Source organism: Bacillus sp. 1A, from assembly GCF_052682215.1.
In genome coordinates, this window is sequence record NZ_JBQYLZ010000001.1 from 3,735,513 (window position 1) to 3,748,129 (window position 12,617).

At 33.5% G+C, this 12,617-nt stretch carries 11 protein-coding genes and 1 pseudogene; 8 read left to right on the forward strand and 4 right to left on the reverse strand.

Going from position 1 to position 12,617, the window contains the following annotated elements; genetic code table 11:
* Nucleotides 1-19: 19 nt before the first annotated feature.
* Nucleotides 20-946: an aldo/keto reductase gene (locus ACUN0F_RS19030; protein ID WP_445539940.1), complete on the reverse strand. Its 927-nt coding sequence runs from the start codon at nucleotides 944-946 to the stop codon at nucleotides 20-22.
* A gap of 287 nt (nucleotides 947-1,233) precedes the next feature.
* Between ACUN0F_RS19030 and ACUN0F_RS19035 the strand changes: the two are divergent.
* From ACUN0F_RS19035 to ACUN0F_RS19055, 5 genes and pseudogenes are all read left to right on the forward strand, one after another.
* Nucleotides 1,234-1,589 (forward strand): annotated as a pseudogene (locus tag ACUN0F_RS19035) (FtsB family cell division protein).
* Between the two features lie 259 nt (nucleotides 1,590-1,848).
* The gene (locus ACUN0F_RS19040; protein WP_046954146.1) at nucleotides 1,849-2,175 is read left to right on the forward strand and encodes a DUF3870 domain-containing protein; all 327 of its coding nucleotides are present in this window, start codon (nucleotides 1,849-1,851) and stop codon (nucleotides 2,173-2,175) included.
* Between the two features lie 154 nt (nucleotides 2,176-2,329).
* Complete coding sequence (locus ACUN0F_RS19045; protein ID WP_002007842.1) at nucleotides 2,330-3,391, forward strand: dipeptide epimerase; 1,062 nt, start codon at nucleotides 2,330-2,332, stop codon at nucleotides 3,389-3,391.
* 39 nt (nucleotides 3,392-3,430) lie between these two features.
* Nucleotides 3,431-4,432, forward strand: a complete 1,002-nt coding sequence (locus ACUN0F_RS19050) for a C40 family peptidase (RefSeq protein ID WP_264461747.1) — start codon at nucleotides 3,431-3,433, stop codon at nucleotides 4,430-4,432.
* A gap of 20 nt (nucleotides 4,433-4,452) precedes the next feature.
* Entirely contained in the window at nucleotides 4,453-6,075 is a 1,623-nt protein-coding gene (locus tag ACUN0F_RS19055) for a peptide ABC transporter substrate-binding protein (protein WP_445539941.1), read from the forward strand.
* A 72-nt stretch (nucleotides 6,076-6,147) separates the two neighbouring features.
* Here ACUN0F_RS19055 and ACUN0F_RS19060 read toward each other — a convergent pair.
* Nucleotides 6,148-7,703 (reverse strand): IS3 family transposase gene (locus ACUN0F_RS19060; RefSeq protein ID WP_445539942.1). Its coding sequence is split into 2 segments (ribosomal slippage): nucleotides 6,148-7,061 and nucleotides 7,061-7,703, totalling 1,557 coding nucleotides; the frame shifts between segments, so codons are not numbered across the junction.
* 165 nt (nucleotides 7,704-7,868) lie between these two features.
* On the opposite strand from ACUN0F_RS19060, the gene ACUN0F_RS19065 reads away from it, so the two are divergent.
* Together ACUN0F_RS19065 and dltD are read left to right on the forward strand one after the other, a co-directional pair.
* The gene (locus ACUN0F_RS19065; protein WP_048547882.1) at nucleotides 7,869-8,396 is read left to right on the forward strand and encodes a GNAT family N-acetyltransferase; all 528 of its coding nucleotides are present in this window, start codon (nucleotides 7,869-7,871) and stop codon (nucleotides 8,394-8,396) included.
* A 268-nt stretch (nucleotides 8,397-8,664) separates the two neighbouring features.
* Nucleotides 8,665-9,846: a D-alanyl-lipoteichoic acid biosynthesis protein DltD gene (gene dltD / locus ACUN0F_RS19070; protein WP_264461745.1), complete on the forward strand. Its 1,182-nt coding sequence runs from the start codon at nucleotides 8,665-8,667 to the stop codon at nucleotides 9,844-9,846.
* Nucleotides 9,847-9,885: 39 nt separating this feature from the next.
* On the opposite strand, the gene ACUN0F_RS19075 is transcribed toward dltD, so the two are convergent.
* Together ACUN0F_RS19075 and ACUN0F_RS19080 are read right to left on the reverse strand one after the other, a co-directional pair.
* Nucleotides 9,886-10,110: a hypothetical protein gene (locus ACUN0F_RS19075; protein WP_264461744.1), complete on the reverse strand. Its 225-nt coding sequence runs from the start codon at nucleotides 10,108-10,110 to the stop codon at nucleotides 9,886-9,888.
* Between the two features lie 171 nt (nucleotides 10,111-10,281).
* The gene (locus tag ACUN0F_RS19080; protein WP_097857691.1) at nucleotides 10,282-10,887 is read right to left on the reverse strand and encodes a DedA family protein; all 606 of its coding nucleotides are present in this window, start codon (nucleotides 10,885-10,887) and stop codon (nucleotides 10,282-10,284) included.
* A gap of 278 nt (nucleotides 10,888-11,165) precedes the next feature.
* On the opposite strand from ACUN0F_RS19080, the gene ACUN0F_RS19085 reads away from it, so the two are divergent.
* Nucleotides 11,166-12,566 carry an HD domain-containing protein gene (locus ACUN0F_RS19085; protein WP_264461743.1) on the forward strand — a complete coding sequence of 467 codons (1,401 nt, stop codon included), beginning with the start codon at nucleotides 11,166-11,168 and terminating at the stop codon, nucleotides 12,564-12,566.
* The last annotated feature ends 51 nt before the right edge of the window (nucleotides 12,567-12,617 follow it).

Genomic DNA, 12,617 nt, shown 5'->3' on the forward strand with positions numbered 1-12,617 from the left:
AAGCCCAGGCCGGGCTTTTTTATATTGATTGAATATAGCTAATCTCCTCATCACTCAAAATAGGGCGAACAGACGCATTTGCATTTTCTTGTGCTTGTTTTTCTGTTTTTGCACCTGGGATTACAACACTCACTGCTGGATGAGTGAGTATATAGCGAAGTGCAAGTTGCCCTAAGGTCTGATTTTTATTTGAGAGCAACCGAAGTTTCTCTACCTTTTGTAAGTCTTCTTGAAACCAATTTTCATTTGGCCAATCTTTGCGTAAATCTCCATTTGGAAAAGTTGTTTTATTTGTGAATTTTCCAGTTAAAATACCCATTTTTAACGGCCCACGAATAACAGCTCCTAGATTTTTTTCTTGTAAGAATGGCAAAATATCATTTTCTGGTTTTCGATTCAATATATTGTAATCAAGTTGTACGATGTCAATTTCATTGTTTTTATTGAAATGACGAATGTATTGTAAATCATGTGTCGAAACACCGACTGCTCTTACTTTTCCATCACGTTTTAATACTTCAAATGCACGTAAAAATGCTTCTGTTTCTCTACGGTTATGCCACCAAATATGACAAAAATAAAGATCAATGTAATCTGTTTGAAGACGTTGTAAACTTGTTTCAAATACGGCGATGATTTTTTTGGGAGTATCATATACAGGTTCTCCATTCGGATCGTAGTGATGTCCGATTAAACCGCCTTTCGTTGATAGGATAATATCATTACGATGTCCTTTAATTGCGGTAGACACTAACTTTTCACTATGTCCTAAACCATACACATCTGCAGTATCAATAAAATTCACACCACACTCAATTGCTTTTTTTATAGCGGTTATAGATTGTTTATCGTTAACAGGTCCCCATTCATCACCACCGATTGCCCATGCCCCAAAACCTATTTCAGAGACAGTTATTCCAGTTTTACCTAATGTACGGTAATGCATATTTTTCCTCCTTGTAAGCATGTTATAACATCGATATGTAGGGAAGGTATTTTGTGTGTAAAAAAACTCTTCTACAATAATAGAAAAAGAATAACAGAAACTACTATTTTATGGCAGCATACATAAAAAAATTCAAAGTAAATATGGAAATGTCGTCGAATGCTATCTTTAATTGGTTGATTTGTAAGATATTTTTGTGAAGGAGCTTATTTTATAAGAATAGAATTATAGTTAGTAAGGGATTATGCCGAGGGTAGTGAAAATATATGTGTTAGGGGGATTTCATAATGAGGAAACTCAAGCGAATAAATGTTCCTAATATAGAAGAGCAACTATCACAGCCTAATGAGAAGCGAGCAATTAATAAGAAAAAACTAAGACGATTTATATTCATGTTTATATTTATTGCGGCGGCTACTTTGTACCTTCAATTTATTTTAACAAAACAACAAGAAATAATCGTAGAAAAAAAGATACTATAACGAATCAAAAAAAACAATTGGTCTCTTTAAAGAAAGATCAGGATTCTTTAAAGACTAACATAGAAAATTTAACAGACGATGAGGAAGAAATTTTGAAGTTTGCGAGAAAAGAATATCAATTTTCTAAGTCAAATGAAACTATATTTGTGTTGCCGAAGTAGTGTAATAGAACAGTTAGCGATTGCTAGCTGTTTTTTCATGTATGAATGGCATGGTACAAGTAACAATCACATATTGTAAAAATGAAGAGTTTGAGCTGTTTTTATAATTATGGAATATACACTGAAATAAATGTTGTTAAAATTCTGTCAATTGTATTATAATACAAGGTAAGCGGATACATTTCTTAATCAACGTTGAGTTTATCACTCATACGACTATTAAGAAAACCGTTATCCCGTATTAGAAAGGACGATAGCTGTGTACGCTTCAAATACAATTTATGTCGTAGGAGATGCGAAAGCGCCTCAAAATAATCCCATTACCGAAAAGTTTAAAAGCTATTTTGTAGCGTTTGTACTTGTTAAGGAGACAGGGGAAATTGTAGATGCAGATTGCTCAGCGACAATTGCATTAACATCACAATTCGTTAAATATTTGTTTCTACATAAAAATATTAATGATCCACTATTGGTAACAGAAATAAAAAATAGATACTTCGGTTCGTCTCAAAAAGCACTACTTGTAGCATTAAAAGATGCACAGAAAAAATATAATCAAATCGCTGCTTTGTCTACCCATTCCTAGACAAAATCCAGCCATAAGAAGATTCTTATGGCTGGATTTTTTTATTTCACATTAACTTCTTACATGAAAAGTAAGCGAAAGAGGAGATTTATTGTTCCCAAAAAATTAATTATTTTTCCGGGATTAAGGTTCCACTTTGTCAGACAACGAAAGGATGAACAATATGAAAATTACCGATGTAAAAGTAAATCGTAGACGTGTAAATCTGCATACACCGTTTAAAACGGCGCTTCGTACAGTAACTGAAATAGAAAGTATAGATGTATATATTCATACAGATGAAGGAGTTATTGGCAAGGGTGCTGCAGCCGCAACACCAGTTATTACGGGGGATTTCGCTAACGGGATTGAAGAAGCAATTTTAGGACCGATGCGTTCCTGTTTAATTGGTCAAGATATCATTCAATTTCAGCAGTTACTGCAGCACATTCAAATGAGTTGTATTGGAAATCCAAGTGCGAAAGCGGCGGTAGATATTGCTTTATATGATGTGTATTGTCAACACCAAAACGTTCCACTTTACGCATTATTAGGCGGGAAGAAAGAAATTCATACAGATATTACGGTGAGTGTAGATGAGCCTTTTATTATGGCGAAAGAGGCAAAGCAACATGTAGAAAAAGGATTTCAAACTTTAAAAATTAAAGTGGGAAAATCTGCTCATTTAGATTTAGAACGTATTGAAGCAATTCGAAATAGTGTACCAAAAAATACGACGTTACGATTAGATGCAAATCAAGGGTGGAATCCAAAAGAAGCGGTTACGATCATTAAAGAGATGGAAAATCGAAATTTAAACATCGAATTTATTGAACAACCTGTTCATGCGAAAGATTGGGATGGATTAAAGTATGTCAAAGATCATGTACAAACGCCCATTATGGCAGATGAAAGTATATTTTCAGCGAGTGATGCATTGAAAATTGTTCAAGGAGGATATGCAGACTTGCTCAATATTAAATTAATGAAATGTGGTGGCATACGTGAAGCGTGGCGTATTGCCGATATTGCCGAAACAGTTGGTGTAAAATGTATGGTCGGAAGTATGATGGAATCTTCACTTTCTGTTAGCGCTGTAGCGCATTTAGCTGCTGCACATCCTAATATTCATTACTTCGATCTGGATGCACCACTTTGGTTAATGGAAGAACCGGAAGGAATGACGTATTCTGGATCAAAGGTAAACCTTCAATCGACAGTGAATAGTAAATCTTAGGAGAAGAGATTAGTAAACTATCTTTTAAGGGGGATATATATGAAAAAAGTAGGAACTGCATTTTTAACAACTTTATTTATATTTTCATCGTTTACATCAGCACATGCTGAAGAGAAGAAAGAGAGTAAAGCGTTTATCGATGTATCTGCCGCAACACTTTGGACTACACCTGATTCATTACGGCCAATTGATGTACCGAGCGCTACAAATCCAGTTGATTTGTGGAAGTGGACGAAATCGATGACGCTTGACGAGAAACTTTGGTTAACAAATGCAAATAAATTAGAAACGCAAGCGCTATTAGGTCAAGAAGTAACGGTTGTTGATAAAAAAGGGGACTGGGTGAAAGTGTTAGTCCATGGTCAGCCAACACCACGAAACGAAGAAGGTTACCCGGGATGGATGCCTGAAAAACAATTAACATATAATCAAGAATTTGCCGATAAAACAAATGAACCTTTCGTATTAGTAACGAAACCGACAGCTATTATATATATAAATCCTTCTGAAAAACATAAATCGCTTGAAGTGAGCTATAATACGCGACTGCCGCTACTTAGTGAAGATACAATTTCGTACCGCGTGTTGTTACCAAACGGACAGAAAGCTTGGCTACGTAAACATGATGGTACAGTTTATCGTTCTCAAAATGATATTCCAACTCCGACAGCTGATGATTTAATAAACACTGGAAAAATGTTTTTAGGATTACCGTATATTTGGGCTGGTACAAGTGGTTTCGGATTTGATTGCTCTGGATTTACACATACGATTTATAAATCACACGGTATTACAATTTCGCGGGATTCTGGTCCGCAATCGAGGAATGGAGTTGCGGTTGATAAAGAACATTTACAAAAAGGAGATTTAATCTTCTTTGCACATGATCAAGGAAAAGGAAGTGTTCATCATGTAGCTATGTATATTGGTGATGGGAATATGCTTCACTCACCGAGGGCTGAAAGATCGGTAGAGATTATACCGCTAAACACACCAGGATATATAGAAGAATACGCTGGTGCTCGTCGTTACTTACCTTAAAAAATAGAGGGGGGTTTCAAATGAAAAAAGTTGTTCGTTACTCATTAGTTGGTACTCTATTAGTTTCTTCATTCTTAGTTGGCTGCGCAAAAGAAAAAACAACGACAAAGCCGAAAGATGAGAAGAAAGTATTACAGTTACTAGAAACGGGTGAAATTCCGTCTTTAAATTCAGGGAAAGTAACAGATGCGGTATCGTTTAACGTTTTGAATAATGTAATGGAAGGATTATTCCGCTTATCAAAAAATGATGAAGTGATTGAGGCTGGAGCACAAAAATATGAAGTGAGTAAGGACGGGAAAACATATACATTCCACTTGCGTGATGCGAAATGGTCTAATGGAGATCCTGTAACAGCACAAGATTACGTATACGCTTGGAAGCAGCTTATTAATCCGGATACTGCTTCTCAATATGCATACATTGCGTACGATGTGAAAAATGCGGAGAAAATAAATAAGAAACAATTAGGGTTAGAGGAATTAGGAGTAAAAGCGACGAATGATACAACATTCGTTGTAGAACTAGAACATCCAGTGCCGTATTTTACGAAATTACTTATTTTACCGTCCTTCTATCCAATTAACGAAAAATATGCGAAAGAACAAGGTGATAAATACGGATTAGAAGCAAATAAAGTGGTTTATAACGGACCATTTACATTATCGGATTGGAAGCATGAAGCGAGTTTTACAATGAAGAAAAACGATAAGTATTGGGATAAAAAAGAAGTAAAGCTAGATGAAGTAAACTATCAAATTGTTAAAGAAATTTCAACTGCAGTAAATTTATATGAAACAGATAAAGTTGATAGAGCTGTCATTTCTACAGAATTCGTAGATAAATATACAAATAATAAAGAGCTAAAACAATATACAGATCCGGTTATGTACTTCTTCCGATTCAATGAAAATGTACCGATTCTTAAAAATAAAAATACACGTCTTGCGCTAAGTACAGTGTTTGATAAGAAAGGACTTGCGACTTCATTTTTAAATGATGGTTCGGTTGCTGCTAACTATTACGTACCAAAAGGATTTTTAAAAGGTCCAGATAAAAAAGATTTTCGAAGTACAGCAGGTGAGTTTAATAAAACTGATGTAAAACAGGCGAAAGAATATTGGGAAAAGGCGAAGCAAGAGACCGGTACAAATGAAGTGACGCTTGAATTATTAAACTATGACTTAGAAAACTTCAAAAAAGTAGGAGAATACATTAAAGAAGAGCTAGAGAAAAACTTACCAGGCTTAAAGGTAAATGTAAAATTACAACCACACACGCAAAAACTAGCGTTAGAGAAGAAGAAAGAATATGAAATGTCATTATCACGCTGGTTACCGGATTATCCAGATCCAATGACTTACTTAGAAGTATTCCTTTCTGGAAGCAGTGTGAACAATACAGAATATGCAAACCCAGAATATGATGCGTTAATTAAGAAGATTAAAACAGAATTAGGTAATGATGAAAAAGCTCGTTGGAAAGCAATGCAAGATGCTGAGAAAATGCTACTGGATGACGCAGTAATTGCACCGGTATTCCAGCGCGGATTATCCTACTTACAAAAGCCATATGTGAAAGATTTATATGTACATCAATTTGGTCCAGCTACAAGTTTAAAATGGGCAGATGTACAAAAATAAAAGTATGGAGAAACAGACTTCACATGTTGAACAGCCCCCCGTCAAGTAGACAGTGAAAATAATAAAAACACCCTAAGCGGCTTCAGCCCTATATTCCATGGGGCTGAGGCCGTTTAGTCGTTTTTGGAATCGGTCATAATTATAAAATTGAATGTACTCGTCTACCGCTTGATTTAGTTCCTCAAACGTATCGTATTTGTGTAAGTAATATTTCTCGCACTTAATCGTTCCCCAAAAAGACTCCATTGGCCCATTATCAATGCATCTACCAACACGTGACATACTATGGACTATGCCTGTTTTATCTACACGGCGCTTGAATCCATGGGAAGTATATTGAAAACCACGATCGCTATGTAGAAGAAGTTCATCTTTAGATGAACGAATTGGCGCTTGATCAAAGGTTTTAAATACAAGTTGATTATTGTTAGAATGTCCTAGAACGTAGCTGACAATGGAACCGTCATACAAATCAAGAATCGCACTTAAATAAGCCTTCTTAGATGAGCCATACTTGAATTCTGTCACGTCCGTTACCCATTTTTCATTCGGTCTATTTGCTGTAAATTCACGATTTAATACGTTTTGTGTGACATGTTGTGGTGTGACATTTTTATAACGCTTTCTTTTTCTACGAATGACAGATTGTAATCCAGCTATCTTCATCAAACGATAAATACGTTTGTGATTGAAGGTTTCACCGAATAGGCGATTCATATTTAACACCATTCGACGATAGCCATAGATACCTTTTAATTTCTCGTGAAGGATTTGTATTTCTTCTATGATTTTTTTATTTTGTGTTTCTCTAACTGAAGGTGTACGGTTTACCCATTTATAATATGCTGCACGTGTAATGCCAGCGATTTTACAGAGTAGTGAGATTGGCATATTTTTTTCTTTATGAAGTTCTTGAATTGCGACATATTTATTTTCAAAACGTACTTGATTTAACGCCTCCTCTCGAGTTCTTCTAACTTTTTTAAAAATGCATTCTCGGCTCGTAACCGCTCATTTTCTCTTTCAAGTTTCTTCATTTCTAATTTCACTTTTTCTTCTGGTGAAAGCTCTTGTTCTTCCTTCTTTCTTCCACGTCTATCTTTTAATGCTTCATCTCCACCATTGTTATATTTCTTGACCCACTGATAGACCTGTTGGTAAGAAACATCATACATGTCAGCGGTCATTTGAAAGTTTTTATTGTTCTCCAAACAGTATAGGACAATTTGAATTCGTTCCTCCCAAGAGGTTATTCTCGTTTTCGTCATAGATCGTATCTTTCCTTTCAACGTATCTTTCAACTCTCTATGACTATTATAATGCTTTACCCATCGCTGGAGAACGGATCTACTTGAGATTTCATGTCTTCTAATAATTTCATATTGAGAATATTTCCCTGATAAATACTCCATAACCGCTGTTTCTTTGACTTCCTTTGAATATCGTTTCCATGATGAGCTTTTTTGTAGACCTTCAATCCCATATTGTTCAAAACACTTCATCCATTCCTTGAATGAATATTGCGTAACTTGATACTTCTTACAAAGTTCTGTAATTGTATAATTTCCTTTTCTATAAGCAAGCAATAGCTCTAGCTTAAATTCAGGAAGATACCGTTTTTTGGACATCAAAAAAACTCCCCTTAAGATCAAACAGATTTTTATTTTTTAATCTGTCTACCTTAAGGGGAGCATATCATGTGTGATAGTCTGTTTTTCTTATTTAAAGTTAGAGAAATAGTCCGTGGTATAATTTACTGGTCTGTATAAAATGTTTGGATGGGAATGATGTTTATGTTTGAAGAAAAGGAAGTAATATGTACAAAAAGATTGTTCATGAGGAAACCAAGTATAGAATATGTTGATCAATTTTATAACATATTAAAGAAAGAAGCTGTTGGCAAATGGCTTGCTAAATCAAGAGGAATGTCAAAAGAAGAAGCAAATGATTATATCAGGAATCTTATATTACATTGGGAACAGTATAATTTTGGTGTATGGTTGTTATTTAATAGTGAAACAGGAAAGCTTTTAGGACATTGTGGTTTAAGAAAAGTGGATGAAACTGATGAAATAGAGATTATGTATCTACTTGATCCAGACTATTGGGGAAATGGATATGCATCAGAAGCAGCAGGGGCTTCTATTCAATATGCAAAAGAGACGATGGGTGTAAAAAGAATAATTGCTAGGGTGAAAATAGCAAATGACAATTCGAAAAATCTTTTACGAAAGTTAGGTTTTACATATACTCATGATATTGATTATAGTGGACGTATCTTATCTTATTTTGAATTTAATATAGCTCCTGATGAATTATAGACATTTTATATATTTTTTCATGTCTTAAAAATAAAATTATTAGTAAAATTCCAGTGTGAAATGTATGCAGAATCTTGTATAATTAACGTGTTTCTATGGAAACATTTTCTTGTGCTATTTATATAGGACTTAATAAGACAAGGAAGGAAATACATACATGTATATAATAGATAAATAGAATGGAACATGTATAGAGAAAAAGGAGAGAAATGATGGCGTGTCAAAAACAAGGGTTACAATTTAATAGCGTTAGAAAGAGGAAGAGACGATGAAAATGAAGCATGCTTTTGGTCCCATAATTTTAGCGTGTGTGCTTTTTTTCATTATCATATTAATCCCATCAAAAAGTTTAGTATCACTTATTAGTGATAAGAAGGTAGAAGATGCGGCAACTTCCTTACAAAAAGAAAAATTGCAAAGTGTTTTCTTACAGCAAAAAATGTTAGAGAATTCGCAGTATTTACCGATGTATGGTTCATCTGAATTTTTACGAATGGATGCATATCATCCGTCTAATTACTTTAAAGTAAATCCCGCAGGTTTTACACCATATTTAATGGGGATTGGCGGTACACAAAGTTTAGCTCATATATTAAATATGACGTCTACAATGGATGAGTTAGAAGGTAAAAAAGTAGTCTTTGTTTTATCGCCACAATGGTTTACAAAGACTGGGGTATCACAGGGCGATTTCACTAACAATTTTTCCAAACAACAAGCATATCATTTTATTTTTAATGATGAAATAAATGTTGAAATGAAGAAACAAATCGCGAAACGATTATTAGACTATAAAGTTGTTCAAAAAGATGATATATTAAAAAATTCATTAGAAGGTATTGTATATAATGATACGAAACATAACGTAAAAGCAGGTTTAGTTAAACCACTTGCTTATATGTATCGTAATATTTTAGATCATAGAGATTTATTTAACTCCTTATTTAAGATTGAACCGATGAAAGAAAAAACTAATATGGGACTACGTTCAATATCTTGGGTAGATGCACGTAAACATGCAGAAGAAGAAGGGAAATTGGAATCTACTACAAACACATTCGGAATTGAAAATCCGTATTACTATAAACATAATTTGAAGAAAAAATTAAAAGGTTTAAAAAACTTTAGAGCAAATGAATCATATGAAGAATCACCAGAATATGATGACTTACAAATTGTTTTAAATATATTTAAAGAGAAAAATGTTAAGCCACTATTCATTTCTGTACCTGTAAATGGACCGTGGTATGATTACGCTGGTTTCCCTAAAGAACGTCGCGAAGTGTATTATAAAAAAGTTCGGGAACAAGTTGAGAAAGCAGGATACCCAGTAGTTGATTTTTCTGGCCATGAATATGATAAGTATTTCTTAAAAGATACAATTCATTTAGGTTGGAAAGGCTGGATTTACTTTGATGAAGCAGTGCATAACTTTTATACTGAAAAATAAGTGTGGAGAAAAAGGAACGGCTATAAGCTGTTCCTTTTTTTAGTATAGGGGATTTTGATGTGGGCAATTCGGAAAGGCATTTATATCTTGAATTTGTCTAAAATCATAATGCTTCATTGCGAATTGAGCTTGATAAAGGTATTCATACACATATAATTGACCATCATGTGCTGAACATAATACACCAGAAGTTCCTTGCCCATTTATGAAAGAAATGCCGATAGGGCGTCCGATTAAGTATTGTATTTTTTGTTGCCAATGCATAGGGGAATCACTCCTTTTTGAGATAATATACGAAATGGACGAGTGAATTGTTGCTTATCCATGTAAATGTTAAACTGAAGGATTTGCTTGTGATTTTGAAAGATTAGTCAATTTAAACATAAAAAACCGCTATCATTCGTAATGAATATATAGCGGTTTTTATTTATTATCTTAAGCAAGATTTTTACGTTTTTTTGTCCATTTTTTAATGATGAAGTATAAAAGAACGAGTATGACACCGCCAATTGCGAAAGACTTCACATACGGTCCCGCAATATCGTTTATATTCTCCCAATTTTGACCTAGTTTTTCACCTAAATAAATGAAAATGATAGACCAAGGGATGATTGCAAGTGCTGTTAATGTAGTAAAACGTAGTAATGGCATTTTTGTAATACCAGCAGGTATTGAAATCGCATGGCGTACTACTGGAATAAAACGTGCAGTGAAAATTACACCAGTTCCGTAACGATTAAACCAATCTTCAGCTGCATCTATTTGTTTTTTATGAATGAAAATATATTTTCCGTAACGTTCTAATATAGGGCGTCCACCGTATCGTCCAATCCAATAAATAAAGATTTGGGCAATAACACCGCCAATTGTACCAAATACAACTGCACCTACAAATGAAATACTACCATTGAATACTAGGAATCCCGCATAAGCTAGGACGATTTCACTTGGAATAATCTCAATCATTAGACCAAGCATAATGCCCCAATAACCTAATCCTTCAAAAAACGTTAATACTGAATGAATAAAACTACTTACCATTGTTGCACCTTCTAGTTTATGTATTTTTGAATAGGTGAACCTTTTACTTAATAACATAAAAGGTTCACCATGTGTAGATTATACCTTATTTGTATAGGGGATTGCTATTTCAATTCTTTTATGTCTTGCATTAGTAGTTTAGTAAAGGATATAAGCTCAGTTTTCATGAAGAGATAATAAATATTCTCTTATCACTTAGACAGGTACTTCACTTTCAAATAACGAATTATAATGTTAATAAAATTTTTATAGAAAATTAACGTGATGAAGGTGAAAATATGAAAAAGGAATTATTAGAAAAGGCCTCATATCTAAATAAAGCAGAATTAGAACAATTACATAAAGCTATATTAGTTTCCGAGAAAGCTCATGAAGGACAATTTCGCGTTTCAGGTGAGCCGTATATTACTCATCCATTTGCAGTTACAGAAATTTTGTTAGATTGTAAGGCGGATATTATAACTTTAGTTGCAGCGTTATTACATGATGTGGTGGAGGATACAGATTATACAATTGAGTATATACGTGATATATTCGGTAAAAAAGTGGCTGATATTGTAGAAGGGTTAACTAAAATTGATAAAAAACAAATCCCTAATAAAGAAGAGTATGAAGCAATAAACTTAAAGAAATTATTGTTAGCTACGCAAGGAGATATAAGAGTAGCTATTATTAAAGTGATAGATCGTCTACATAACATGAGAACTTTACAGGTGAAAGCTGTAAAGAAACAAATTCCTTATGCAAATGAAACACTCAAAATTTTCGCTCCGATTTGTAAAAGGCTAGGGATATTTCATTTTCAACACGAGTTAGAAGATTTAGGCTTTTTTTATCTTAATCATTCTAAATATAAGGGAATGAAAATTCTTTTACAAAATTATGTTAAGTTATTAGAGGGTTTGTCTCAAAATATAATGCAAGATATAAATAATTTTCTAAATCCACCTTTAATATTTGAAGTTAACTATGAAGTAAGTCCTATTTATACAGCTTATTCTCGTCTCCAAGATATTCAAGACATTACGGTGGTGTCAAAAATAATCATCACGGTCTCAAGTAATTTAGACTGTTATAAAATATTAGGAATTATACATCAACTGTACAAACCAATTCCTCATCAATTTGAAGATAATATAGCAATTGAAAGTGATGTATTAAACAAATACTTAAAGACCAAAGTGGTAATCAATAACCATGAAATAATGATATGTATTGAAACAAAAATAAATCAGGAGATACGAGATAAAGGGGTATTTCATATTCTTACAAAAAGTATAACTGATAAGGAGATGCAAAATATAATTCATAAATTGATGAATCATTTTATTAAGACAAATGATCTAGTAACTCAAGATGCGATTGAATTTTATGATTTAGTATCATATGAACTATTCCAAGATAACATTGTTGTATTTACTCCTAAGTTAGACTCCGTGAACTTACCGCAAGGTGCTACTGTAATTGATTTTGCTTTCGCATTAAACCCTGAGATTGCTAAGTATATGTCAGGTGCTAAAGTTAATGGTATAAATAAATCGATAATAACGAATGTTTCACATCTAGATATAGTTGAACTTTTGGTAACTGAAAACATTAGTAATGTGAGACATGGTTGGTTAAGTTTTGCTAATAGCTCAAAAGCTCAAATCGAAATTTATAAAGAGTTACAACGATGAAGGAATTAAAATTATCGAGAAAACCTGTTCAAAATTTAGTAGAATGAAATA

What these genes read in the sequence shown, in the direction of transcription:
- ACUN0F_RS19030 (WP_445539940.1), bottom strand. Translation starts at nt 946, where the DNA reads ATGCATTACCGTACATTAGGTAAAACTGGAATAACTGTCTCTGAAATA.
- ACUN0F_RS19045 (WP_002007842.1), top strand. Translation starts at nt 2,330, where the DNA reads ATGAACAATATGAAAATTACCGATGTAAAAGTAAATCGTAGACGTGTA.
- ACUN0F_RS19050 (WP_264461747.1), top strand. Translation starts at nt 3,431, where the DNA reads ATGAAAAAAGTAGGAACTGCATTTTTAACAACTTTATTTATATTTTCA.
- ACUN0F_RS19055 (WP_445539941.1), top strand. Translation starts at nt 4,453, where the DNA reads ATGAAAAAAGTTGTTCGTTACTCATTAGTTGGTACTCTATTAGTTTCT.
- ACUN0F_RS19065 (WP_048547882.1), top strand. Translation starts at nt 7,869, where the DNA reads ATGTTTGAAGAAAAGGAAGTAATATGTACAAAAAGATTGTTCATGAGG.
- dltD (WP_264461745.1), top strand. Translation starts at nt 8,665, where the DNA reads ATGAAAATGAAGCATGCTTTTGGTCCCATAATTTTAGCGTGTGTGCTT.
- ACUN0F_RS19075 (WP_264461744.1), bottom strand. Translation starts at nt 10,110, where the DNA reads ATGCATTGGCAACAAAAAATACAATACTTAATCGGACGCCCTATCGGC.
- ACUN0F_RS19080 (WP_097857691.1), bottom strand. Translation starts at nt 10,887, where the DNA reads ATGGTAAGTAGTTTTATTCATTCAGTATTAACGTTTTTTGAAGGATTA.
- ACUN0F_RS19085 (WP_264461743.1), top strand. Translation starts at nt 11,166, where the DNA reads ATGAAAAAGGAATTATTAGAAAAGGCCTCATATCTAAATAAAGCAGAA.